Here is a 23237-nt window from a genome sequence, read left to right as displayed (position 1 = left end):
ACCCCCTGGTCTCAGTAGACGCTCAGGAATCGCCACGCGGTAGGTTGAGGCCAACATCGAGTGTCGGAGGGTAGTCACCATGCCGGAGATCGTCGAGATCGGGGAACGGCCGTACGTCGCGTTGCGGGGCAAGGTCGCGATGGACGGGATCGGGGCGTTCGCGGACCGGATGCGGGAGGTGATCGACTGGCTCGCGGCCAAGGAGATCGCTCCGAACGACGCGCCGTTCTTCAAGTACGACGTGGTCGACATGGACGCCGGGCTGGTGATGGAGATCGGGTTCCCGGTCGACGACCTGCGCTCCGGCGAGGGTGAGATCGTCACCGGCGTACTCCCGGCGGGCCGGTACGCGACCGCCACCCACCACGGCCACCCCGACGGCCTGAGGGAGGCCACCCGCGACTTGCTGGCCTGGGGCGAGGAGCAGGGCCTGGAGTGGGACGCGAACGGCGACTACTGGGCCGCACGCCTCGAGATCTACCGCTCCAACCCCCGCGAGGTCCCGGACATGAACGACTGGGACACCGACCTCCAGTTCAAACTGAAGGATTAAGGGCGTGGGACCGGGAGACACGCCCTAGTGCCGACTGTCCTGGCCGGCGTGAGCCGGCTTGAGCCGGAGCGGATTCGGCATGTGGCGTCGCCGTTGATCGAGTTGGGTTGTGCGCTGCATGTGTTGGCTGAGCCCACTCACCACAACCGGGTCGAGTGGGCGGCGTCCGTGCCGCTGTCTCCCGAGCTGCGCTCCGAGCTGGCGCAGTGGTCGTGGACGGTGCGTGCGGTTCGGGCGCGCTTCTTCGCGACAACAGCTGCTACCGGCATGCCGTCGTGGTCCGATGAGCTGGCTGCGCTCCGGTCGGGTCCGCCGGAGGAGGTCGCCGCCGAGCTCGTCCGGCCGTTGCGCGGTCGCCCGTTGAGCAGCCGGTCCGTCGATACGGACGCAGTACTGCACTGGGCTCGCAGTCGCGGCCGTGCGGTGGCCGCATTGGTCGAGTCACTCGTGACGTCTCCTGCCGATCCGGTACGGCGCTTTTTGGACCTGCTGGATGCCTGCTGGCAGGAGTGGTTCTCTGACGTCTGGTCGGCATCACGCGACGCGTTGGCTGCCCGCGGCAGGCACGACCGCGACCTGGCGATCCGCGACGGAGCCGGAGCGATGCTGCGCTCGTTGGATGGCTCGATCGACCTCCGCGACGCGGACAGCGTCGTCGTACAGAAGGTGCAGAGCAAGCGCATCGACATCAGCACCCGCGGCCTGTTGCTTGTCCCGAGCAACTACATTGCCCCGCACCTGTTCGTGGGCGAGATCCCCGGCGAGCCGATCACGATGATCTACCCCGTGACCGGCCGCGGCAACGCCGTACCCACGGCGCAGCAGATCCGCGCCCGGCTGGACGCCCTCGCGTCCCCCGACCGCCTCCAGGTCTGTCGAGCCGTCGCCAGTGAACCCCGCACCGCCGGCGAGATCGCCGCCCTCTGGGGCCTCCATCCCACGCAGGTCACCCGTCATCTGAGAGCCCTCACCAGAGCCGGTCTGGTCACCGCCGAACGCCAAGGCCGCTTCGTTGCCTACCGCCTCGACAACCAGGCCCTCACCACGCTGGGCACCGACCTCCTGACCTTGATCATGCGCTGATCCCGCGGTTGGACTGACGGGATCCGTCAATTCACCACCCGGCCCCGGCCCTTGGGCTTTGGCTGACCACGTGACTTCTCTTCCACCTGCTGTGCGTCGGTTGATCCTGGCTACGTTGGTGAACACGCTCGGGAACGGCGTCTACGCAGCCGTCGGCGCGCTCTACCTCACCAGGGCGGCCGGCCTGTCCGTCGGACACGTCGGCATCGGGCTGACCGTGGCGGCGTTGGTCGGTCTGGTGACCAGCACCCCGCTCGGTGTCGTCGCCGATCGCCTCGGCCCGAACCGTGCGTACGTCGGATTCCTGCTACTGCAGGCCCTGACGATGACCGCGCTCACCCAGGTCCGGTCGTTCGTCCCGTACGTCGTGGTCGCCGCGCTGACCGCGATCGCGGACTCCGGGCAGCGCGGCGCAAAGGGCGCGCTGATCGCGGGACTGTCGCCGGCCGACCAGCGGGTCCGGACCCGGGCGATCCTGCGGGTCGCGACGAACCTCGGCATGGGCGTCGGCATGGGGTTGGCCGGGGTCGTGCTCGCGGTCGACCGGAGAGAGGTCTATGTGATCGCGTTGCTGGCGAACGCAGCGACGTACGTGGTGACCGCCGGACTGGTCCGTTTCGGGATGCCTGAGGTGGACAAGGTGGCTCGGGCCAGCGGGCCGTCGGGGTTGACGGCGCTGGCCGACCGGCGGTTCCTGGTGTTCGTGGCGCTGGACGGCGTACTGACCATGCACGCTGCGCTGGCGCAGGTCGGGATCCCGCTCTGGGTGGCGACCGCGACCGACGCGCCACGGTGGATGATCTCGGTGCTACTGGTGATCAACTCGGTAGCGGTGATCCTGCTGCAGGTCAGGGTCGCCCGCGGTACCGAACACCTCTCCGGCGCCGCCCGAGCCGGCCGCCGGGCCGGACTGCTGCTGGCCGGCGCCTGTGTGGTGCTGGCTCTCACCGGCGCGACGTCCGGCCTGGTGACGGTCGGCCTGCTGATCGTCGCCGCCCTCATTCACGTCCTCGGCGAGATGCTCCAGTCGGCGGGCGGTTGGGGCATCAGCTTCGAGCTCGCGCCGGCCGGTGCGCAGGGGCAGTACCAGGGCGCGTACGCGATGGGCCGCCAACTCGGCGATCTCGTCGCGCCCCTACTCCTGACCACGGTCGCGATCTCCTGGGGCTGGCCGGGCTGGCTCCTCGTCGCTGCCCTCTTCCTGATCGCGGGCCTGCTGATCCCGAGAACCGTCGCCGGCCACCGCGCGAAAGCTACGCAGCTTGCTCTTTGAGGAGGTCCCTCAAGGACCGGGCGGCCGCGAAGCCGGCTCTGTTGGCTCCGATGGTGCTGGCGGAGGGGCCGTAGCCGACCAGGTGGATGCGTGGGTCGGCGGCGGTGGCGGTGCCGTTCATGCGGATGCCGCCGGAGGACTCGCGGAGGTGGAGCGGTGCCAGGTGTGCAAGGTCGGCGCGGAAGCCGGTCGCCCAAAGGATTGTGTCGACGTGGAGACGGCCGTTGGCCGGCGCATCGATGCCGTCTGGCCACGCCGTGCCCTCTGCCCACTCCACGCCGTCCGGTGTGATCCGCGTGAACATCGGATAGCGGGTGTAGACGCCGCGATCCCAGGCAGCCTGTTCCTGCGGACGCAGGTGCAGGCCGGTCACGCTGACCACGCTCCGTGGCGGCAGCCCGGCGCGCACCCGCTCCTCGACCCGAGCGACCACCTGCCGCCCGTATTCGGGTGTGAAGTCGTCACCAGTCCGCCACTCCGGCGGCCGTCGAGTCACCCAGGTCGTGGTCGCAACAGCAGAGATCTCCGCCAGCAACTGCACCGCCGACGCGCCGCCGCCAACCACCAGGACATGCTGCCCGGCGAGCTCAGCAGCGCCCGCGTAGTCCGCGGTGTGTAGCTGCCGGCCCTTGAACGTGTCGATCCCCGGATACCAGGGAATGAACGGTCGGTCCCACGTCCCGGTCGCGTTGACGAGCGCGGCCGCGGAGTACACGCCCGCTGATGTCTGCAGCTCGAAGCCTCCGGCTGTCTCACGCACGCTCTCGACCGCCACCGGTCGCACCACCGGCAGGTCGAAGCGCTTCTCGTAGTCCGCGAAGTACGAAGGCACGAATGCGTTCGCCCGCTCAGAGTCAGAGCTCGGCGGCACCGGTACGCCGGGAAGATTCGCGATCCCGTGGACGTCGTGCATCGTCAGCGAGTCCCACCGGTGCTGCCAGGCGCCGCCGGGTGCCGGATTCCGATCCAGCACGACAACCTCGTCGTACGGCGTGAAGCCGAGCCGCACGAGGTGGTACGCCGCCGACAGCCCCGCCTGTCCCGCACCGATCACCGCTACCTCAAGCACACCCTGGTCAACGCCGGCCCCCGCCCGGCTCTTCCCGGAGGTCAGCGGATGAACTGGTCCACGTAGTCCGCGCCGAGGCCGTTGGCGCCGTAGTGGTCGCGGCACAGCTGGATCTTGGTGAACGTGTCCTCGTACCCGATCTGGTTGCCGGCCTCGTCGACGTAGATCATCGCGCCGGAGATGTTGAAGAACGTGATCATCTCGGTGCAGTCCTCAGGGACGCGCAGCGTGTGGATCTCGCCCGGCGGCTCGTACACGAACGAGCCGGTCTCGGCGACCCAGTCGTGTTCGTCGTACTGCCATTTGCCCTTGATCACATAGCCGAAGACCGCGCTGGGGTGGCGGTGCCGCGAGACGATGCCGGCGCGCGTGACCTTGAGCAGGTTGCACCACTGCCCGGTGATCGTGTTCAGCATCAGCGGCCGGAACCACACATCCGGCGCCTGCTGCACCCAGAGCCGATCGTCATCGGGCACCGCCTGTACTGCGATCTCGGCCGGCACACCTGCGGATACGGGGATCATCTGGTCTCCTCACATGCTCAGGTAGCCGCCGTCGACGGGTACGACGGTACCCGTGACGAAGCCCGCGTCGGGGCCGGACAGGAAGGCGATCACGCCCGCGACCTCGTCGGGCGTGCCCCAGCGGGCCATCGGCGTACGGGACAGGATCCGGTCGGAGGCGACCGGGTCCGACTGCAGTGCGGCGGTTAGATCGGTGGCGATCCAGCCGGGCGCGACCGCGTTCACCCGGATGCCGTCGGCGGCCCACGCGACGGCGAGGGACTTGGTCAGCTGGACGATCCCGCCCTTGGAGGCGCTGTACGCCGGGACGAGCGGACCGCCGAAGTAGCTCAGCATCGAGGCCACGTTGACGATGCAACCGCCGCTCGCGGCGAGCAGGCCGTGTGCGGCCTCAGCGGCTCGCATCGCGCCGGTCAGGTTGATCTCCACGACCTCACGGAACACATCGGGTTGATGCTCGTCGCCACGCCGGATGATGCCGGCCGCATTGACCAGTACGTCGAGAGTCCCGAGCGAGCTGATCAACCCCTCGATCTCACCCGGCCGTCGAAGGTCCAGCTCCACCCGCACCGGATGCGGCGCGGGCGCACCGGGGCTCGTCGCGGTGGGCGAGGACGCAATGGCGTCGGACGCGCTCGCGTCGGGCGGGTTGGCCCCGAGGCCGGCTGCGATGACATGCAGACCGTCCGCCGCGAGGCGGCGTGCTGTGGCCGCGCCGATGCCGCTGGTGCCGCCGACGACGAGCGCGGTGCGTGTCATGCCTCGCATCCTGGCTGTCGTTCGGTGGCTGGGCAAGGGCGACCCGGACGACGGATCACGGCTGTCCGCCGTCCGAGTTGCCGCTTGTCAGCTCGCGTCGATCCGCTTGTGGTACCGCTGTCCGGCCATGCCGCCGATCAGCGCGGCCAGCAGCGTGAGCACCACAGCCGCGATCATCACGACCACTCCGCCGGTCGTCAGCGTGTGGTCATCGATCGGCACCGACGGCAGGTTCACCCGGTCCAGTACGTCGTACTGCGAACCGGCCAGCGCCGCGAGCCCTGCGACGACTGCCGTCACGATGACGCCGATCATCCAGACACCGAATCCCTGCCGCGCGCCGTCGAAGCGCGCCAGCCGTCCGGCGACATACCCGCCGTTGTAGTAGGCGATCGCCAGGATCACCAGCAGGACTGCGGCGGAGGCGATGCCGACCGTGCCGGCGGAGCCGTTCCAGTCGATCGTGAGGGCGTAGTCGGCTGCGGCCGCGAGCGCGCTGACGATCCCGGTGAGCAACGCGATCAGTCCGATCGCGACGATCCAGCCGAAGAAGGCCGCGCCGCCCTTGAATCCGCGGTACGACGGATCGACCCGATCCTTGGTCGGCAGCGTGCTCCGGTCGGACGTGGTGGTTCGATCGTCGGCATACGTCTCCGACGGACCCACCCGGTCAATACGTGTGTCTTCCTGATGCTGCTGGGTCATAGCAATGTCTCCTCACCAGACAGCCCCGTGTAGCGGTCCGGTACCCCGCAGTGAAACCCTCTAGTCCAGGAGTTCGTCGATCCGGTCGTGGTACCGCCGGCCGTTCTTCCCGCCCACGATCGCCGTCAGCAGCGTCAGGACGAGCAGCGCGGCCGTGGCGGCGATGCTGCCCAGCAGGAGCGTGTTGTCACTCAGCGCCACATCCGGCCAGTTGATCTTGCCGATCAGGTCGTACTGGTTGTCCAGCAGCCAGCCGGCGCCGCCGGCGAGCACTGCGACCACCAGTGCGATGGTCCACACGCCGAAGCCCTGCCGTCCGCCGTCGAAGCGCGCCAGCCGGCCGGCGACGTACCCGCCGGTGTAGAAGGCGATCATCAGCATGAACGTCGACACCGCAGCCGCCGTGATCAACGCCGCGCCGGGCTGGGCCTTCGCGTCGCTGGTGGTGTAGTCGAGGATCTCGGCGGTGCCCAGCGCGGCCGCCGACACGGCTGCCAGCAGCAGGACCGACATCGAGATCGCGATCAGCCAGCCGAAGAACGCCGCACCGAACTTGAATCCGCGGTACGACAGCAGCTCCGGCGCGACCTCCGGCTCCGCGGCAGCCGCGGCAGGCGGGTCCGGGATCGTGATCGTGCTCATGGCCCGGCTTGCCGCGGCCCGAGCCTCCTCGTAGCGCTGCGTGGTGGTGTCCTCGCCGGCGGGTGTCGCGATCGTCGCTGTACTGCCTGCGCCTGCGTTGCCTGCGTCGCCCGGGTACTGCTGACTCATCTCCGCTGGCTCCTCACTGGTCGGCTTCCGCGCGGGTCCCTACCCGGACGGATCCCGCCTGACACAGCCGGGGAGCGGATTTAACCGGCTCCTGGGGTGACCTCACTCACCGTCGCGGGGTAGCGACGCGGGGTGAAAACCAGCGGGCCGTCGGGGCGGGGCACCGTGCGGGTCTGTGACGAGCCGATCAGGAGCAGGCACCGCATGTCAACCGTTTGTACGTCGAGTTCGGCCAGAGTTGTCACGGTGATCGCTTCCGCCGGACCGCCGACGTCACGCCCGATCACAACCGGCGTACCGGGGGAGCGGTGCTCGAGCAGGAGGTCGCGGGTCGCCGCGACCTGCCACGTGCGGGACTTCGAGGCGGGGTTGTAGATCGCGATGGCCAGGTCCGCGGCGGCCGCCGCGGTCAGGCGCTGGGCGATGACCTCCCACGGCTTGAGGCGGTCCGAGAGCGACAGGACGCAGTAGTCGTGCCCGAGCGGTGCGCCGACCCGGCTGGCCACGGCCTGGGCTGCGGTCATCCCGGGCAGGATGCGTACGGCGATGTCGGCGTACTCCGGCTCCGACGCAACCTCGGTGACCGCACTGGCCATCGCGAACACGCCGGGGTCGCCGGACGAGACCACAACGACGTTGGAGCCCTTGCGGGCGAGGTCGAGCGCGAAGGCGGCCCGCTCGGACTCAACGCGGTTGTCGGAGCCGTGCTTGCGCTGACGGGCGCGGTCCGGCAGTCGGTCCACGTACGTGGTGTAGCCGATGACGTCGTCGGCGCTGGCTATCGCAGCGCGGACCTCTGGAGTCATCCACTCGGGTCCGGCTGGTCCCAGGCCGACGACCGTCACCGAGCCTTCGGTCGCGGTCTTGGTTGTCGGGGGCGTGAAGGTGTTGTTGATCGGGCTGGGGAGGAGGGCGAGGGAGAAGTACGGGACCTCGTCCGGGTCGACCTCGTTGAGCGGGGCTGTGCGCTGGGCGTCGGTGGTGGCGCGTTCGACGTACCAGGCCTCGTCTGCTCGTCCGGCCAGCTCGAAGGCCTCGCGGACGTTTGCGAAGGTCCGGCCGAGCTTCATCACGGCGGCAGCGTCGGTTTGTCTCAGGCGCTCTGCCAGCACGTCCGGCGGCAGGGTGCCGGGGAGCACGGTGAGGATCTCGTCGCGCTCACACAGCGGCCGCCCGAGCACTGCGGCTGCCGCACTCACCGACGTCACGCCTGGGACGACCTCGCACGGGTAGCGATCCGCGAGGCGTTTGTGCATGTGCATGTACGACCCGTAGAAGAGCGGGTCGCCCTCCGCGAGTACGACGACGTCGCGGCCGGCGTCGAGATGCACGGCGAGGCGGGCGGCGCAGTCGGCATAGAAGTTGTCCATCGCGCCCTGGTACCCGCCAGGGTGGTCCGTCGTCTCGGTGGTGAGCGGGTAGACGAGGTGCTCCTCGATCTGCCCGGCCGTCAGGTACGGCGCGGCCACCCCGCGGGCGATGCTCCGCCCGTGGCGTGCGCTGTGGAAGGCGATCACGTCGGCGGCGCCGATCAGCCTGGCAGCCTTGACCGTCACCAGCTCGGGGTCACCCGGCCCGAGTCCGACACCCCAGAGTCTGCCGGTCATCACTCCTCCTCGCTGGCGATCGCGTTGACGGCGGCGGCGGTGATCGCACTGCCGCCGCGGCGGCCGCGGACGACCAGGTGCTCGAGGCCGAGTTGGTTCGCCGCCAGTGCGTCCTTCGACTCGGCCGCGCCGATGAAGCCGACCGGGATGCCGAGGATCGCCGCCGGTCGCGGTGCGCCTTCGGCGAGCAGGTCCAGCAGGTGGAACAACGTCGTCGGAGCGTTGCCAATGGCAACAACCGCCCCGTCCAGGTGTTCATCCCATAGCTCGACCGCCGCCGCGCTCCTGGTCGTGTGCAGTTCCTGCGCGAGCCCGGCCGTCCGTGGGTCTTGCAACGTGCAGATCACCTCGTTGTCCGCGGGCAGCCTCCGCCGGGTGATGCCGGCGGCAACCATCTGCGCGTCACAGAGAATCGGTGCACCGCCTTGCAGCGCGGCACGCGCGTTCTTCACGACGTTGGGCGACCAGGCGAGGTCGGCGACGAGGTCGGTCATCCCACAGGCATGAATCATCCGCACGGCGACCTGCGCCACGTCCGCCGGCAATCCACCGAGCTCCGCTTCGGCCCGGATCGTCGCAAACGACCGCCGATAGATCTCCGAACCGTCCCGCACGTACTCGTAACTCACACCCGTTCCCCATCCACCAAGTAGCCATCGCCCACCGCAACCACATCCACAAACCCACCCCCCGGCTTCCCACACCGCCGCCCACACCCCGACCAGTGCACCCGCTGTCCGTCGTGGTCGAACGTAGGCATCAACCGGGCAGCGTCCGCGCGCACATCGGCCAACGCCTTCGCACATCCCGGCTTCCCGGCACAGGCAGTCACACCTTCCCAGACCGAATCGGCCGCAGTGACCAACCCAACCTCTTCCAGCCCTTCAGCCCCCACCGGCACCACCACAGACCGCCAAGGCGTAATCCGCACTCCAGCCCCCGCAGCGGCAACAAGCGTGGCTGCCTGGTCTTGGGTGAGGCTTCCTAGGGGGACGGGCACGACCAGCGCCTGGCCGTGTGTGCCGGCTGTCACTCGGGTGGTGCTGGGGTCTAGCGGCTCGTCTGGTGTCAGGCCGAGGTGTGCCAGGATGCGCTCCTCGCCTTCAACGAGCTCGGCGATTCGCCACTCCTGGTCGCGGATGGACAGGAAGGTCTCCGCGGCGGCCAGCATCAGCTCGGGCACCTGGGTCCACGGCACCCGTGCGCCGCGACTGCCGAGAGACAGCACAGCGCTCTGGTCGTCCAGCGCGCGCACCGCAACGTCGGCCTTCACGTCCGCCAGATCGCCCCGCCCGTCGTCCAACGCGAACAAGAACCGCCCCGGCAGCTCTGCCAGCTCCCGTCGGGCACACAGCGCCCGGTCCAGCGCAGCGGCTACCGGGAGTACGTCGTAGCGCGACTGCTCATCCAACCCGGACAGCGGCGACGCCAGGATGTTGCGGACTCGCTCGTGGGCGATCGACGGCAGCAGACCGGCGGCAAACAGCCGGTCCGACAACTCCCGCGGCCCACGCGCGTCCAGCCCGCGGATCTGGACGTTCGCGCGGGACGTGAGCTCGAGCCGCCCGTCGCCCAGCTCGGCGGCAGCAACTCGCAGTACTTCGAGCTGCTGCGCGCTCAGCCATCCACCCGGCAACCGGACGCGAGCCAGACCGCCGTCTGCCGCCTGGTGCACTGCCAGCACACCAGGGCATCGATCGGTCTCGGTCCGCGCCATGCCCGCGATGCTACGTCCCCGGAACCTGCTGTGTTCTGGACCACAGCAGCATCGCCACCGCGAGCACCGCACACCCGCCGCCGGCCACCATCGCCACCGGTACCGACCACGCGTCGACCACCAGCCCGCCGAGCAGCGCACCGATCGACAACACGGCCTGGTACGACGACGTGAACCACACCGTCGCCGCTTCACGCGACTGCGGCGCCGCCTGCGCGAACATGGTCATCGAGCAGACCGGGATTCCGCCGTATCCGAGACCCCACACCACGAGCAACACAAGCGCCCCAGCCGCGGTATGCCCCATCAGCGGCAGCAGCAGCGTCGCAGCCGCGATCAGCCCGGCGCAGGTGGCGAACGTCGCGTTGAGGTTGCGCGCCGCCGCCGTACCAGCGATGACGTTGCCAACCAGACCAGCGGCCCCGTAGATGAGCAGAAACAGTCCGATGAACTCCGGCCGTACGACGTCGCGCAGGAACGGCGTCACATAGGTATAGGTCGCGAACTGAGCCGTCACGATCAGACAGGTCACGATGAGCGCGTTCCGACTGCCACGGAGCGCGTCGCGGAGTACGGCTGCTCTTGTGACCTGCAGCGGCGGCAGCGGAGGCACAGTGGCACGCAACGCGACCAGCGCCACGAGAGCGAGTACTCCGAGCGCAGCGAACGACGTACGCCAACCAGCGAACTCCCCGACGAACGTGCCTGCCGGTACGCCGAGCACCGACCCGAGCGGCACCGCGGAGAAGATGACGGCCGTCGCGCGCGGCGCCCAGCGCTCCGGGACCAGTCTCCCGGCCAGGCCGGCGCCGATCGACCAGAAGCCGCCGATGGTGAGTCCGACGAGGAATCTGGCAACCAGTTCGAGCCAGAACACCGGTGCGGTGGCCGCGAGGAAGCCCGCGATGGCCAGCAGCACCATGAGGACGCAAAGCATCAGGCGGCGGTCCAGCCGAGCTGTCGCGACCGTGATGACCGGTGCGGCGACTGCCGCAACCAGGCCGGGCATGGTCATCAGCCAGCCGGTGCGGCCGGGCGTGAGCGCGAAGTCCGCGCCGATCGGGGTGAGGAGGCCGATCGGGAGGATCTCTGTGGTCACGATCGCGAAGATCCCGAGCGTCACGGCGACGACTCCGAACCACCGGACGGTCGGCGTACGGGTTTCCAGAAGAGTCATAGTGTCGAGCGAACTAGTTGCAGTTACGCCAGACTCGCGGTTTCGCGACACCGAGGTGATCATCGAGCAAGCCGTCGCATTTCCGCGACTGTCGGCGCGGGGTGACAGGCTGCGGCACATGGCGCTGAGAGACCGCCCGCGGGGAATGATCTAGCTGCGGATCATCTGCGGACAGACGATCCCGCGCTACTCTCGGAGGTATGGCGCAACCTCCGGAACGTACCGTGCCCGACCTGACCGGCTACCTCACGCACGCCGGCCATGTCCTGGAGACCCAGCTGTCCGCTGCGCTGGCGGAGATCGGCCTGACCCTGCGGATGCAGTGCGTACTGCGGCACGCGCTGGAGGCGGAACGCACACAGATCCAGATCGCCGAGCTCGCGTACATGGACAAGACCACGATGGTCGTCACCGTCGACGCGCTCGAGGAGGCCGGGTACGCCGAACGCAAACCCTCCGCGACCGACCGCCGCGCCCGCATCATCGCCGTCACCGACGCCGGCGCCAAGATCGCCGCCGAAGGCCAGAAGATCGTCGACCAGGTCCACGCCGACGCCCTGAACACCTTGACCGCGACCCAACGCAAGACCTTCATCGACGCCGTCACCACCCTCGTCGACGGCCCGCTCTCCACTCCCGTCACAGCCCAGCCGGTCCGCCGCTCCCGCCAGCGCGCCAGCTGAACTATCCGGCCAGGTACTCCGTCAGCTCCTGCCAGGATTCCTTGCTGTCCGCGGAATCGACGTGCGGCTGCCGGAACAGCTCGACGTACGACGCGATCTCGGCCAGCGACCACCAAACGTCGAAGAGCTCCAGCGCAGCGGGCTGTGGGGTGATCGGGCCGGCCTCTGACTGGTACGCCGGGAGCGCGTCGGCCGACCCATCGAGGATCCCGGCCAGGTCGCGCTCGCGCGGCGCGAGCCGCACAGTCTCCCAGTCGACGAGGCGCATGCCGTCGGCGGTGCGCAGGACGTTCGCGCTGTGCGGCTCGCCGTGCGTCACGACCCACGGGTCGTCCGACGCCTCGACCTCGCGCACAAGCGTGTCGTAGTACTCCAGTCGGCTGCGGACGTACGACTCCGCGCCGGCCAGCCGCAGCCGGGTCGGCTCGGCGTACGGCCCACCGGACCAAGGCTGATCGAGATCGGCGAGTGCTGCCATCAGTCCATCGCGGTCAGGAATGGCGAAATCCCAACGCTGCAAGGCTTCCGGGACCGGGGCCGCATGCAACCGGCCGACGATCCGCGCGATCTGCTCGCGCTCCGCGGGGTCTTCCCATGCGCCGTCTGCAGTGCTCCACCCGTGCAAGTACGGCAGGACGGTCAACATCCAACCTGGCAGCACCTCGCGGGCGAGTTGCCCCCGACGATCGGGTAGCGGCGCCACGGCGAACTCGTACCCGCGGTCGGCCAGCTCCTTGCTCGTCCGCATGGCCGCCTCGATCGCATGCCCGCCCGCAGCCCCAACTCGGTCCGCGGTGACGAACCAGCGCGAGCCGTCGCCCTGGGCCGCGATCCAGTGGTAGCTGCCGAACCCCACTGGCGCATAGGTCACCTCAGCGGCCCGGAACTCCCAATGCTCGTTGAGGATCCCGGCCACCAGCTCGCCCGAGATGTCCGTCGGCTCGTCCCTCACCCCGCGACCCTAACCGCGCGCCGAGCAGCGGTCAGCCCATTTTCATGAGTCGTTCGATAAAAGATCGTCTATTACGGGACTATCTGTTATGGTCTTTCCATGCGACCGACAGAGGAGAGACCTGTGAGTGTGGACGTGGTGGAGACAGCCGTGCGGGGGCGTGGCAGAGCGCTTGTCGTGCTGTGCGTGATGCAACTGATGATCATCCTCGACGGAACCGTGGTGACCGTGGCGTTGCCGACGATCCAAGGGGATCTAGGGTTCTCGCAGGCAGGGCTGGCGTGGGTGATGAACTCGTACCTGATCGCCTTCGCGGGCCTGCTCCTCCTGGCGGGGCGGATCGGCGACCTGATCGGGAGTAAGCGGATCTTCGTCGCCGGCCTCGCCCTCTTCACCGCCGCGTCGCTCCTGTGCGGAGTGGCGGGCAGCGCCGAGGTGCTGATCGCCGGACGGTTCCTGCAGGGCGTCGGCGGGGCCCTGGCCTCGGCGGTGATCCTGGGAATGATCGTGAACCTGTACCCGGCTCCCGGGGAGCAGGCGCGGGCGATGGGCGTCTACAGCTTCACGGCGGCCAGTGGCGCGTCGATCGGCCTGATCCTGGGCGGCGTGATCACGCAGACCATCGGCTGGCACTGGGCGTTCTTGATCAACGTTCCGATCGGCGCGCTCGCGCTGGCGTTCGCAGTACGGCTGCTGTCCCACCAGCCCGGACTCGGCCTCGCCAAAGGTGCCGACGTACTAGGTGCGGTGCTCGTGACCGCAGGCCTCTCTTTGGGTGTCTACACGATCGTCCAGACCGCAGAGCCCAACGCGACGCTCAGCCGCACCCTCCTCCAGGCCGCCGCGTCGATCGTGCTGCTGGCTGCGTTCGTCGTACGTCAGGCGCGGATCAAGAACCCATTGCTTGCCCTGCGCATCTTCGGTCGCCGTCAGCTCAGCGTGGCGAATGTCGTGGTCGTACTGCTCTTCGCAGCAGGATTCGGCTTCCAGTTCACTACTGCGCTCTACGTCCAGCGTGTGCTCGGCTACGACTCGCTCACCACGGGCCTGGCGTTCCTGCCCGCGCCGCTCATGAACGCTCTGATGTCGCTGTCCATCGCCCCACGGCTGACCGTCCGCTTCGGCCCGCGCAAGATGCTGATCGCCGGACTGGTGGTGTTCCTGCTGGCGCTGCTCTGGATCAGCCAGGCGCCGGTCGACGGCTCGTACGTCGTCAACGTGGGTCCTGTGCTGGCGGTGATGGGCGCCGGTATCGGGGTCGCCATCCCGGCCTCGATCATGCTCGCCATGTCCGGCGCGGACGCCAGTGACGCCGGCCTGGCCTCCGGACTGAACAACACTGCGCAGCAGGCCGGCGCAGCGATCGGGACCGCGGTACTGGCAACGCTCGCAGCGTCCACCACCGCGCACCGAGCGACCGAGGGCACCCTCCAAGCCCTCAGAGACGGGTACGGCGCCGCCTGGCTCGCGGCGGCCGGATTCGTCTTCGCCGCGGCCGTCCTGTCGATCAGCTTGCTCCGTCAGCGACACACCTGACCGCTACTGTGTCCGCCGTGAGTACGTCGAGAGACCCCCACCGGTTGGTCCTGTTCACCGATGCGGTTGTCGCGATCGCCATCACGCTGCTGGTGCTGCCGCTGGTCGACCTGGTCCCCGAGATCAAGGCGCACGGCGGTAACGCGACCAGTGTGATCACCGAGCACCGGCAGGAGATCTTCACGTTCCTGCTGAGCTTCGTCGTGATCGCGAACTTCTGGATGGGACACCACAGGATCTTCGAACACGTCCGCGTCTACACCACGGGCATCATCCGGCTGAACCTGCTCTGGCTGCTCACGATCGTCGTGCTTCCGTTCACGACCGAGATCATCGGGGCGTTCGACAGCAGCCGGTTCGTCGCCGGTCTCTACATCGGAACCATCCTCATGCTCAGCATCTGCCAGTCCGCGCTCGTCTTCATGGTCCGCGGACACCGGGAGCTCGAAGCGCCGGACAACCCGGTCAGCTACCGGGAGCTGGTCGGCTCCCTGGTGCTGACCGGGTTGACCCTGATCGCCTTCTTGTTGGCGTCCCTCGTACCAGGCATCAACTTCTATGCGATGTTGCTACTGCTCCTGCCATCGGTCGTGATGCGGGTCTGGCGCGCTAGGCACCCAGAGCAGCCCAGAACCCACACTGGTGCTCAGAGCTGATGTTCACCTGGTGGATGCCGGTCTGGTCCGTCGGCGCGAGTGAGAGGCCCTTGACCTCGCGTACGCCGGTCGGTGACCAGTGCGGTCGGCCTGCTCCGTTCGGATTGCCGGTCCGGGCGAACGCCGTCCAGTAGTCGATCATCTGGTTCGACAGCGTCTGCTGGGTCTCGGACATCGGGAAGTCGTACCCGCCGAGCCGGAACAGGTACGGCAGCTCCATGGCGTGCGCGGCTCCGAGTCCGGGCGCGGCGATCGGGGAGTGCTTGTCTGCGAACTCGTACGCGTACACAGGTACCTTCGCGACCGCCTGCTGGTCCGACGCGACCTGTGTGCAGGACCAGATCCGGTCCGTGGTGACAGCGCCCCACGCTGCGGCGGGCGACTCGTAGTTGCTCTCGGGGTAGTGCTTCAGCACCTGCGGAGCCTTCTGAGCGCCGACCATGTTCCTCACGAGCTGCGGGTAGTCCTTGATGTCACCGAACGTGGCCAGCCAGCCGTTGGCCTCGTCGTGGTTGTTCCCGGAGATGATCGGCACCCGGTGGAACAGCCCGGCCTTCAGCGCGCGAGCGGGTGACAGCGGTACGACGGGAGTCTCGCCGTACCCGATCTGGATGAACTCGAGCGTGTCGTCGACCAGTACGTCGGACTTCGTGGCGCGAAGGCAGTCGAGCATCGACTGTCCGGGCTTACAGCCGAACTTGGCCTTGTTGTCGGCGGCCCACTCCTTGCCGTGCGCCTTCACCGCGCTCGCAGGAAGCCAGAAAGAGCCCGCGGTCTGACCGGGGTACTGGCTGTTGTCGGCCCAGTTGAACGCGCAGGAGCCGCTCTGCATGATCGCCTTCGAGAACAGGCCGGTGGAGGTCGGAGAGGTCAGCTGGGCGCACACGCTCATGCCGCCGGCGGACTCACCCGCGACAGTCACGTTGCGCGGATCGCCGCTGAACGCGCGGGCGTTGCGCTGCACCCAGCGCAGCGCTGCCTGCTGGTCCTGGAGGCCGTACGTGCCGGATCCGGGCAGGCCCGGGTATCCGAAGAAGCCGAAGATGCCGAGCCGGTAGTTGACCGTCACGACGACCACGTCGCCGCGGGCGGAGAACTTCGACGCCTCATAGCTGCTGCCGGCGCCGGAGAAGAACCCGCCACCGGGGATCCACACCACGACCGCCCGTGGTTTCGTGGACGGCTTGGTCGGGGTGGTCACGTTGAGGTAGAGGCAGTCTTCGGTGGACGATCCGTCCGGAGCCTCTGAGTTCGCCTGCTGCGGACATACGTTGCCGAGCTTCGACTCGCGTACGCCGGTCCACGGCTTGGCGGGCTGCGGCGCCTTCCAGCGCAGCGCGCCGACCGGGGGAGCGGCGTACGGGATCCCGTCGAAGACCTGTGCGTCCCCGACCGTCTTACTTGCCACCAGCCCGGTGTCTGTTCGTACGACGTCCTGCTGAGCCGCGTCACTCGGTCCGGCAAGGCCCACCAGCAGCCCGACCGGCGCCAAGGCGGCCGTCATCGTCACCAAGAGTCTCTTCATACCTGCAGCGTCGCCGAGGCCACAGCAGCGACGCGTCGGTCCGAAGTCCAGGAGACCTACACCTTTGGTCTAGGTCTCCGGACCAAGTAGGTGTCCATGATCCAGCCCTTGCGGTCGCGGGCTTCGGCGCGCGCTTTCTCGATCTCGGCGGCGACCTCGCGCAGCGGGCCGGAGATGAGGATCTCGTCCGGTGTCCCGAGGTACGCGCCCCAATAGATGTCCGCGTCCTGGTCGAGATGCTCGGTGAACGCCGTCTGCGCGTCGAGCATCACCACCACGTCGTCCACATCCTCCGGCCAGCCGGCCGCGAGCCGTCGCCCGGTGGTGATCTGGATCGGGCGACCTACCTGGTTCAGCCCGACCTTGTGCCGCGCGGCCAGTGTCGACACGCTGCTGATCCCGGGGATCACCTCGACCTCGAACGCGAGCTCACCGCGCGCCAGGATGTCGTCGAGAATCGCCAGCGTGCTGTCGTACAGCGACGGATCACCCCAGACCAGGAAAGCGCCCACCTGGTCCGGACCCAGCTCGGACGCGATCAGCTCCGCGCACACATCGGCCCGGCGACGGCGCCAGTCGTCCACGGCCTCGACGTACGCCGAAGTCGTGCGGTCCCGCTCGGGGTCGCGGCCGACGACGACGCGGTAGTCCTTCGACGTCGCGTACCGGCGCAGGATCTCGGACCGCAGGTCGACGAGCTCCTGCTTCACCTCGCCCTTGTCCAGCACGAAGAACACGTCGACCCGGTTCAGCGCCGACACGCCCTGCATCGTCACCTGCTCCGGATCGCCCGCACCGACGCCGATGACCAGAATCTCCCGCATGTGCCGCAGCCTAGCTAAGGTCCTGCCTACTCCCGCCACTCGCGTTCGAAGGGGAGGCGCCAGGCGCGCGGAGCGATCAGCTGGTGGATCGCGTTCGGGCCCCAGGTGCCGGCCTGGTACGGCTTGACCGGCGGCGGGTCGTCGAGCAGCGGGGCCGAGCGATCCCACAGCGATTCGATGCCCTCGGCGGTGGTGAACAGGGTGTGGTCGCCGCGCATCGCGTCCAGGATCAGGCGCTCGTACGCCTCGAGGACGTCGGCCGCGCTCTCGGTCTCCTGCGTCGAGAACTGCATCGACAACTTCTCCAGCCGCATACCCGGTCCGGGACGCTTGCCGTAGAACGACAGCGACACCCGGGATGAGTCGGCCAGGTCGAAGGTCAGGTGGTCCGGACCCTCCGAGCCGACACCGGACCCGGTCGGGAACATCGTCTTCGGCGCCTCCTTGAAGGCGATCGAGATGATCCGCTGGCCCTCGGCCATCTTCTTGCCGGTGCGCAGGAAGAACGGCACGCCGGCCCAGCGCCAGTTGTCGATCTCGACCTTGAGCGCGATGAACGTCTCGGTGTCGGAGTCCGGCGCGACGCCCTCCTCGTGGCGGTAGCCGGTGTACTGACCGCGTACGACGCAGGTCGGGTCGATCGGCAGCATCGACCGGAAGACCTTGTTCTTCTCCTCCGAGATCGCCCGCGGTTCCAGGGCCGTCGGCGGCTCCATCGCCACGAACGACATCACCTGCATCAGGTGGGTGACGACCATGTCCTTGAACGCGCCGGTCGGCTCGTAGAAGGTGGCGCGCTGGTCCAGCCCGAGCGACTCCGGGATGTCGATCTGCACGTGGTCGATGAAGTTGCGGTTCCAGATCGGCTCGAACAGGCCGTTCGCGAACCGGAACGCGAGGATGTTCAGCGCCGCTTCCTTGCCGAGGAAGTGGTCGATCCGGAAGATCTGCGACTCGTCGAAGGTCTCGTGGACGAAGTCGTTGAGCTTGATCGCGCTGGCCAGGTCGTCGCCGAACGGCTTCTCCATCACCACCCGGGCCCGGTCGACCAGGTCCGCGTCGCGCAGCATCGCGATCACCGACTGGGCGGCCTTCGGGGGCACCGACAGGTAGTGCAACCGGCGTACGTCGGGGCCGAGATGCTCCTCGGCCGCCTTCACCGCGTTCGCCAGCGCCTCCGGCCCGGCCGTGACCGGCACGTAGTCGAGCGTCTCGGAGAACTGCGCCCACTGCTCGTCGGTCAGCTTGTGCATCCCGAACATCTCGACGGCCTCGCGGGCTCGAGCGCGGAACTCCTCCGTCGTCATCTCCTCGGTCGCCGTGCCGATGATGCGTACGTCGGGCGTGAACCGGGACTGCTGCAGGTAGGCCAGCCCCGGCAGCAGCTTGCGCTTGGCCAGGTCACCGGTCGCCCCGAACAGCACGATCACATGCGGCGCGAGCGGATCCGGGTCCCGCCGCGACGGCCGGGATCCCGGCGCCGGATACGCAATGGTCTGGATACGGTCAGGCATTCAGTCCTCCCGAGGACACCACCGGAGCCAACACACCTCGCAGTCTAGGCACTCCACGATGAACTACTGGTGTACGCGGAACCTAGGCGTAACTGTCATCAATCCGGAAGCCACAGCGACAGCAGGACCTTGCCGGAGGCGTTGGAGTCGGTCGCGGTGGCGAAGGCTTCGACGGCCTGGTCCGCCGGATACTCGTGGGTGACGACCCGCTCGAGCCCTGGATTCGCGTCCAGGAGCTGGATCGCGTGGTCGATCTCGTCGTTGAAGCGGAGCGTTCCGCGGACCTGCAGTTCGCGGGATACCACCGGCGCGAGGTTCACGCCGCGCGGCTCGTCGGCGGGGATGCCGACGAGTACGACGATCCCGCCGCGGCGCGCTGCGTCGATCGCGGTACTGATGGCGGCCGGTACGGCGGTGCACTCGAGCACGACGTCGAAGTACCCGGACGGGATCTCGTCCGTGCCGACCTGCAGCGTGCGATGCGCCCCGAGCTCACGGGCCCGCCGCAGTGGGCCCGGGAGGACGTCGGTTGTGACCACCTCGGTCGCGCCGGCGGCCAGCGCTGCCGACGCGGTCAGCAGACCGATTGCGCCCGAGCCCGAGACCAGCACGCGCCGGCCTTCGACGCCGCCGGCGATCTTCAAGGCATGCAGCCCGACCGCGAGCGGCTCGGCGAGCGCGGCCCGGCGTAGCGGCAGCGACGGCGGCAGTGCCCGGAGCATGTGCTTGCCTACGACAACGAACTCGCTCAGGCCGCCCTGCGTGTGCGGCCAGGTGGACGCGCTGCCGAGGTAGGCACCGTTCGGCCACAGGTGCGGACGGTCTTCGATGCCCGGCTCCGGAGTGCCGAAGGTGGCCGGATGAATGGTCACCGGTGTGCCGGGCGCCAAGTCCCCGGACGGGTCGAGGTCGACGGTGCCCGACAGTTCGTGACCGGGCACCAGCGGCTCGCGGACGACGAACGAGCCGTTCGCGCCGTCGTGGTAGTAGTGCAGGTCGGACCCGCAGATCCCGCCGTACGCCATCCGGAGGCGAACCTCGCCGGCCCCCGGTTCCGGGGTCGGCAGTTCGGTCGCGATCAGGTCGAGCTTGCTCCGGATGACGATCGCTCTCAAGGCACTCCTTCGGGCCGCCGCTGCTCCTACTGGAGCCTAGGCGGTCTGCCAGAGTCCCAGGATGTTGCCCTCCGGGTCCTTGAAGTACGCCGCGAAGCCCATGTCGCCGACCGGCAGTTTCTCGCCGACCCGCTCACCGCCGAGGCTCTCGATCGTCTTCCAGGCGGCGTCGATGTCCGGGACGTCGACGGTCAGGATCGGGCGGGTCAGCTCGCCGGTGCGCTGGTACATGCCGCCGTTGATGAAGCCGGGCTCGGACGGCATCGACTGCTCGTTCACCGGCCCGGTCGACACCATCGTGTAGTTCATCTCGGGCATTTCCATCAGGTTCCACCCGAACGCCTCGCGGTAGAACGCTCGCGCTCGCTCGCCGTCGTCGTACGGCACCTCGAAGTGCACGATCCGTCCGGTCATCACACGCCCCTCCCGAGAGAAGTTCCCTTGATGTCGACGCTAGACCTGCGACGATGGCCTGGTGAAGTACCTGCTGATGATCTGCGGTGACCCCTCCGGAACCGAGTACGCGAACGACGGCTGCGGCGGGTGGTCCGAGGAGATGGAGGCCCGCGGCGTGGTGGCGGGCGGGGCGGGGCTGCATCCGCCGCACGAGGCCACCACCGTGCGGGTGCGCGACGACGAGCTTCTGCTCACCGACGGGCCGTTCGCCGAGACGAAGGAGCAGATCGGCGGTTTCGTGCTGATCGACTGCGCCGACCTGGACGAGGCGATCGAGATCGCGTCGAAGCACCCCGCGGCCGGCTACGGCACGATCGAGATCCGCCCGGTGCTGGAGCCGCCGGTGTGACGTTGGAGGACATCTACCGGCAGGAGTGGGGCCAGGTGGTCGCCACTCTGATCCGGGTGACCGGTGACTGGGAGCTGGCCGAGGAGTGCGCGCAGGAGGCCTTCGCCGCGGCGCTCCAGCGGTGGCCGGTCGACGGCGTACCGGACCGGCCCGGTGCCTGGCTGACCACGACCGCGCGCAACCGTGCGGTCGACTGGCTGCGTCGTGAGGCGGTGGGCGCCGCCAAGCTGCGTCAGGTTGCTGTTCTCGAGGACGATCAGGACCCGCCGTACGACGTACCGGACGACCGGCTGCGATTGATGTTCACCTGCTGCCATCCCGCACTGGCAATGGAGGCGCGGGTGGCGTTGACGCTGCGCACGCTGGCCGGTCTGAGTACTGCGGAGATCGCGCGGGCGTTCCTGGTGCCGGAGACGACCATGTCGAAACGACTGACCCGCGCGAAGCAGAAGATCCAGCACGCCCGCATCCCGTACCGCGTACCGCCCGCGCATCTCCTGCCGCAGCGGACCCCCGCCGTACTCGCCGTGCTGTACCTGCTCTTCAACGAGGGGTACTCCGATGTCGTCCGAACCAATCTGAGCGGTGAAGCGATCAGACTCGCCAGACTGCTCGTGCAGCTCATGCCATCCGAGCCCGAGGCTGCCGGACTCCTCGCCCTGATGCTGCTGCACGACGCGCGACGCGACACCCGGCTCGCGGACGACGGTGCCCTCGTCACCCTCGATGAGCAGGACCGCTCCCGGTGGGACCACGGCCGGATCAAAGAAGGCGTCGACTTGCTGGAGTCAGCTCTCGACCGTGGCGCTCCGGGTCCGTACCAGATCCAGGCCGCGATCGCCGCCTGCCACGCAACCGCCCGCACCGCAGGCGACACAGACTGGCCGCAGATCGCCGCTCTGTACTCGCGGCTCCCACAGACCCCAGTTGTCACGCTCAACCGCGCCGTAGCCATCGGTATGGCGGACGGCCCAGCTGTCGGCCTCCGCCTCGTACAGGAGCTCGCCGAAGGCCCTCTGGCCGGTTACCACCTTCTCCCGGCCACCCGTGCCGACTTCCTCCGCCGGCTGGAGCGCTGGTCCGACGCACAGACGGCGTACGAAGAGGCCCTCGAACTGGCGACCACGGACGCGGAACGGCTGTACCTCCAGAAAAGATTGCGAGAGGTGTCTGTGCGGTCCTGAGCCGTTCGTCGGTGGGGTATGACGGATATCAGAACTGCGGTTGCGGCCGAGCGCACCGAGCTGGCGGAGGTGCTGGCCGGACTGCCGGAGGACGACTGGGACCAGCCCACGCTGTGCAAGGAGTGGCGGGTGCGGGAGCTGGTCGCGCACATCACCATGCCGTACCGGATCTCGACGCCCCGGTTCCTGGCCGGGCTGATCCGGGCCGGCGGCAAGTTCGACCGGTACGCCGACCGGCAGGCCCGCGCGGACGCTGCCGCATTGTCATCGACCGAACTGCTCGAATGCCTTCGCCAGAACGTCAACCACCCGTGGAAGCCGCCGGGCGGCGGCTACGTGGGCGCACTGTCCCACGACGTGATCCACGGCCTCGACGTGACCGTTGCACTGGGGATCGATCGCCAGGTGCCCGCTGAGCGACTGCATTACATCCTCGACGACATGAACCCTCGGCAGGTCAAGTACTTCGGTGTCGAACTCGCCGGCATCCAGCTGCGGGCCACCGACCTGGACTGGACCTACGGCACCGGCACACCGCTCACCGGCGCAGCCCAGGACCTCCTGCTGGTCCTGTGCGGCCGCACCCTCCCACCGAACCACCTGACCGGCGCCGACGCCGACTGTTTCACCGCTGGAGTGACCTGATGATCATCAGCCTCCCGATCGAGGACCGGCCGCGGTCGCACGTCTTCTACCAGGAAGCGCTCGGCCTGACGCCGGTCGGCGAGCTGGACGAGGAAGGAATCCCCGAGCCCTTGCAGTTCGCCCTGGCGGACGGCGTCCGCCTGATGCTCATCCCGACCGGAGGCTTCGGCTGGGTACTCGGCGACCAGCCCGCCGCTCCGCGCGGCCAGAGCGAATGCATCCTCACTGTGAGCGTCGACACCGAAGAGGCTGTCGACGCGCTGGCCACCCAGGCGGTGAAGGCCGGGGCCACGATGGTCACCGAACCGATCCGCCAACCGTGGGCGTATATGGCGACCTTCACCGACCCGGACGGCCATCTCTGGATGGTCGAAGCACAGTAGGAACAGGAGGAACAGTAGGAACTGCCGTAGGCCGGACGCGTCTTGCGCGCAGCGTGAGCAGTCCGTGCAGCCGGCGACTGAGCCAGGACGGCCGGCCGGATCGCGCCGAGCGGACGAGGCGATGCTGCTCCGCCTGCCGTAGCAGCTCGTCCTGACGGGCCTCGGCGAGAGCCTTGC

The 23237-nt window shown here is 68.6% G+C and carries 25 protein-coding genes; 10 read left to right on the top strand and 15 right to left on the bottom strand.

Annotated features, from left to right (window positions below; translation table 11 throughout):
* Positions 1-79: 79 nt before the first annotated feature.
* The 3 genes from AB0J62_RS30595 (at position 80) to AB0J62_RS30585 (ending at position 2909) form a co-directional block, all read left to right on the top strand.
* Entirely contained in the window at positions 80-553 is a 474-nt protein-coding gene (locus AB0J62_RS30595) for a GyrI-like domain-containing protein (RefSeq protein ID WP_363878269.1), read from the top strand.
* 48 nt (positions 554-601) lie between these two features.
* Complete coding sequence (locus tag AB0J62_RS30590; protein ID WP_363878267.1) at positions 602-1636, top strand: DUF5937 family protein; 1035 nt, start codon at positions 602-604, stop codon at positions 1634-1636.
* A gap of 70 nt (positions 1637-1706) precedes the next feature.
* Positions 1707-2909, top strand: a complete 1203-nt coding sequence (locus AB0J62_RS30585) for an MFS transporter (protein WP_363878265.1) — start codon at positions 1707-1709, stop codon at positions 2907-2909.
* On the opposite strand, the gene AB0J62_RS30580 is transcribed toward AB0J62_RS30585, so the two are convergent.
* The 9 genes from AB0J62_RS30580 to AB0J62_RS30540 form a co-directional block, all read right to left on the bottom strand.
* Entirely contained in the window at positions 2890-3978 is a 1089-nt protein-coding gene (locus tag AB0J62_RS30580; protein ID WP_363878263.1) for an FAD-dependent oxidoreductase, read from the bottom strand. The genes AB0J62_RS30585 and AB0J62_RS30580 overlap by 20 nt on opposite strands.
* A 41-nt stretch (positions 3979-4019) precedes the next feature.
* Positions 4020-4502 (bottom strand): 2,4'-dihydroxyacetophenone dioxygenase family protein, encoded by a 483-nt coding sequence (locus AB0J62_RS30575; protein ID WP_134111195.1) that lies wholly within the window; start codon positions 4500-4502, stop codon positions 4020-4022.
* A gap of 9 nt (positions 4503-4511) precedes the next feature.
* Positions 4512-5261: an SDR family oxidoreductase gene (locus AB0J62_RS30570; protein WP_363878261.1), complete on the bottom strand. Its 750-nt coding sequence runs from the start codon at positions 5259-5261 to the stop codon at positions 4512-4514.
* A gap of 87 nt (positions 5262-5348) precedes the next feature.
* Positions 5349-5966 carry a hypothetical protein gene (locus tag AB0J62_RS30565; RefSeq protein WP_363878259.1) on the bottom strand — a complete coding sequence of 206 codons (618 nt, stop codon included), beginning with the start codon at positions 5964-5966 and terminating at the stop codon, positions 5349-5351.
* A gap of 60 nt (positions 5967-6026) precedes the next feature.
* Positions 6027-6737, bottom strand: coding sequence for a hypothetical protein (locus tag AB0J62_RS30560; protein WP_363878257.1), 711 nt, complete (start codon positions 6735-6737; stop codon positions 6027-6029).
* An 80-nt stretch (positions 6738-6817) separates the two neighbouring features.
* Positions 6818-8344, bottom strand: coding sequence for a precorrin-2 C(20)-methyltransferase (locus AB0J62_RS30555; protein ID WP_363878255.1), 1527 nt, complete (start codon positions 8342-8344; stop codon positions 6818-6820).
* Positions 8344-8973 (bottom strand): precorrin-8X methylmutase, encoded by a 630-nt coding sequence (locus tag AB0J62_RS30550; protein WP_363878253.1) that lies wholly within the window; start codon positions 8971-8973, stop codon positions 8344-8346. Before AB0J62_RS30550 ends, AB0J62_RS30555 begins: the two co-directional genes overlap by 1 nt.
* Entirely contained in the window at positions 8970-10061 is a 1092-nt protein-coding gene (locus AB0J62_RS30545) for a precorrin-3B synthase (protein WP_363878251.1), read from the bottom strand. The genes AB0J62_RS30550 and AB0J62_RS30545 overlap by 4 nt, the downstream gene beginning before the upstream one ends.
* Before the next feature lie 10 nt (positions 10062-10071).
* Complete coding sequence (locus AB0J62_RS30540) at positions 10072-11238, bottom strand: MFS transporter (RefSeq protein WP_363878249.1); 1167 nt, start codon at positions 11236-11238, stop codon at positions 10072-10074.
* A gap of 200 nt (positions 11239-11438) precedes the next feature.
* Here AB0J62_RS30540 and AB0J62_RS30535 point away from each other — a divergent pair, with 200 nt between their 5' ends.
* Positions 11439-11921 carry a MarR family winged helix-turn-helix transcriptional regulator gene (locus AB0J62_RS30535; protein WP_363878247.1) on the top strand — a complete coding sequence of 161 codons (483 nt, stop codon included), beginning with the start codon at positions 11439-11441 and terminating at the stop codon, positions 11919-11921.
* Position 11922: 1 nt separating this feature from the next.
* Here AB0J62_RS30535 and AB0J62_RS30530 read toward each other — a convergent pair whose 3' ends face one another.
* Complete coding sequence (locus tag AB0J62_RS30530; protein WP_363878245.1) at positions 11923-12873, bottom strand: phosphotransferase; 951 nt, start codon at positions 12871-12873, stop codon at positions 11923-11925.
* 123 nt (positions 12874-12996) lie between these two features.
* Between AB0J62_RS30530 and AB0J62_RS30525 the strand changes: the two genes are divergently transcribed.
* Together AB0J62_RS30525 and AB0J62_RS30520 are read left to right on the top strand one after the other, a co-directional pair.
* Positions 12997-14409: a DHA2 family efflux MFS transporter permease subunit gene (locus AB0J62_RS30525; protein ID WP_363878243.1), complete on the top strand. Its 1413-nt coding sequence runs from the start codon at positions 12997-12999 to the stop codon at positions 14407-14409.
* A gap of 17 nt (positions 14410-14426) precedes the next feature.
* On the top strand, positions 14427-15065 hold the full coding sequence (locus tag AB0J62_RS30520) for a TMEM175 family protein (protein ID WP_363878241.1): 639 nt from the start codon (positions 14427-14429) through the stop codon (positions 15063-15065).
* Here the strand turns inward: AB0J62_RS30520 and AB0J62_RS30515 are convergent.
* The 5 genes from AB0J62_RS30515 to AB0J62_RS30495 all read right to left on the bottom strand — a co-directional run bounded on the left by AB0J62_RS30515 (position 15019) and on the right by AB0J62_RS30495 (position 20457).
* Entirely contained in the window at positions 15019-16590 is a 1572-nt protein-coding gene (locus AB0J62_RS30515; RefSeq protein ID WP_363878239.1) for a carboxylesterase family protein, read from the bottom strand. The two genes, AB0J62_RS30520 and AB0J62_RS30515, sit on opposite strands and share 47 nt — an antisense overlap.
* A 56-nt stretch (positions 16591-16646) precedes the next feature.
* Positions 16647-17414 carry a precorrin-6A synthase (deacetylating) gene (gene cobF, locus AB0J62_RS30510; RefSeq protein ID WP_363878237.1) on the bottom strand — a complete coding sequence of 256 codons (768 nt, stop codon included), beginning with the start codon at positions 17412-17414 and terminating at the stop codon, positions 16647-16649.
* A 26-nt stretch (positions 17415-17440) separates the two neighbouring features.
* A complete protein-coding gene (gene zwf, locus AB0J62_RS30505) occupies positions 17441-18928 on the bottom strand; it encodes a glucose-6-phosphate dehydrogenase (RefSeq protein ID WP_363878235.1) in 1488 nt (495 codons plus the stop codon).
* Positions 18929-19026: 98 nt separating this feature from the next.
* Positions 19027-20043, bottom strand: a complete 1017-nt coding sequence (locus tag AB0J62_RS30500) for an L-idonate 5-dehydrogenase (RefSeq protein WP_363878233.1) — start codon at positions 20041-20043, stop codon at positions 19027-19029.
* 36 nt (positions 20044-20079) lie between these two features.
* On the bottom strand, positions 20080-20457 hold the full coding sequence (locus AB0J62_RS30495) for a VOC family protein (protein ID WP_363878231.1): 378 nt from the start codon (positions 20455-20457) through the stop codon (positions 20080-20082).
* A 61-nt stretch (positions 20458-20518) separates the two neighbouring features.
* Here AB0J62_RS30495 and AB0J62_RS30490 point away from each other — a divergent pair, with 61 nt between their 5' ends.
* Genes AB0J62_RS30490 through AB0J62_RS30475 form a run of 4 tightly spaced genes read left to right on the top strand, consistent with a single transcriptional unit; the run spans position 20519 to position 23060 of the window.
* Entirely contained in the window at positions 20519-20848 is a 330-nt protein-coding gene (locus AB0J62_RS30490; RefSeq protein ID WP_363878229.1) for a YciI family protein, read from the top strand.
* Positions 20845-22032, top strand: a complete 1188-nt coding sequence (locus AB0J62_RS30485) for an RNA polymerase sigma factor (RefSeq protein WP_363878227.1) — start codon at positions 20845-20847, stop codon at positions 22030-22032. The genes AB0J62_RS30490 and AB0J62_RS30485 overlap by 4 nt, the downstream gene beginning before the upstream one ends.
* Before the next feature lie 18 nt (positions 22033-22050).
* A complete protein-coding gene (locus AB0J62_RS30480; protein ID WP_363878225.1) occupies positions 22051-22677 on the top strand; it encodes a maleylpyruvate isomerase family mycothiol-dependent enzyme in 627 nt (208 codons plus the stop codon).
* Positions 22677-23060, top strand: a complete 384-nt coding sequence (locus tag AB0J62_RS30475; RefSeq protein ID WP_363878223.1) for a VOC family protein — start codon at positions 22677-22679, stop codon at positions 23058-23060. Before AB0J62_RS30480 ends, AB0J62_RS30475 begins: the two co-directional genes overlap by 1 nt.
* Positions 23061-23237 lie beyond the last annotated feature (177 nt).

The organism is Kribbella sp. NPDC049584 (assembly GCF_040675555.1).
In the GTDB taxonomy this organism is placed as follows: Bacteria; Actinomycetota; Actinomycetes; order Propionibacteriales; family Kribbellaceae; genus Kribbella.
This window is presented reverse-complemented; position numbering and strand designations above follow the sequence as displayed.

Bases quoted from the DNA above. Each gene is read 5' to 3' on its own strand.
- AB0J62_RS30480 (WP_363878225.1), top strand. From the start codon at position 22,051: ATGACGGATATCAGAACTGCGGTTGCGGCCGAGCGCACCGAGCTGGCG.
- AB0J62_RS30540 (WP_363878249.1), bottom strand. From the start codon at position 11,238: ATGACTCTTCTGGAAACCCGTACGCCGACCGTCCGGTGGTTCGGAGTC.
- AB0J62_RS30555 (WP_363878255.1), bottom strand. From the start codon at position 8,344: ATGACCGGCAGACTCTGGGGTGTCGGACTCGGGCCGGGTGACCCCGAG.
- AB0J62_RS30565 (WP_363878259.1), bottom strand. From the start codon at position 5,966: ATGACCCAGCAGCATCAGGAAGACACACGTATTGACCGGGTGGGTCCG.
- AB0J62_RS30575 (WP_134111195.1), bottom strand. From the start codon at position 4,502: ATGATCCCCGTATCCGCAGGTGTGCCGGCCGAGATCGCAGTACAGGCG.
- AB0J62_RS30560 (WP_363878257.1), bottom strand. From the start codon at position 6,737: ATGAGTCAGCAGTACCCGGGCGACGCAGGCAACGCAGGCGCAGGCAGT.
- AB0J62_RS30495 (WP_363878231.1), bottom strand. From the start codon at position 20,457: ATGACCGGACGGATCGTGCACTTCGAGGTGCCGTACGACGACGGCGAG.
- cobF (WP_363878237.1), bottom strand. From the start codon at position 17,414: ATGCGGGAGATTCTGGTCATCGGCGTCGGTGCGGGCGATCCGGAGCAG.
- AB0J62_RS30545 (WP_363878251.1), bottom strand. From the start codon at position 10,061: ATGGCGCGGACCGAGACCGATCGATGCCCTGGTGTGCTGGCAGTGCAC.
- AB0J62_RS30595 (WP_363878269.1), top strand. From the start codon at position 80: ATGCCGGAGATCGTCGAGATCGGGGAACGGCCGTACGTCGCGTTGCGG.
- AB0J62_RS30475 (WP_363878223.1), top strand. From the start codon at position 22,677: ATGATCATCAGCCTCCCGATCGAGGACCGGCCGCGGTCGCACGTCTTC.
- AB0J62_RS30570 (WP_363878261.1), bottom strand. From the start codon at position 5,261: ATGACACGCACCGCGCTCGTCGTCGGCGGCACCAGCGGCATCGGCGCG.
- AB0J62_RS30535 (WP_363878247.1), top strand. From the start codon at position 11,439: ATGGCGCAACCTCCGGAACGTACCGTGCCCGACCTGACCGGCTACCTC.
- zwf (WP_363878235.1), bottom strand. From the start codon at position 18,928: ATGCCTGACCGTATCCAGACCATTGCGTATCCGGCGCCGGGATCCCGG.
- AB0J62_RS30515 (WP_363878239.1), bottom strand. From the start codon at position 16,590: ATGAAGAGACTCTTGGTGACGATGACGGCCGCCTTGGCGCCGGTCGGG.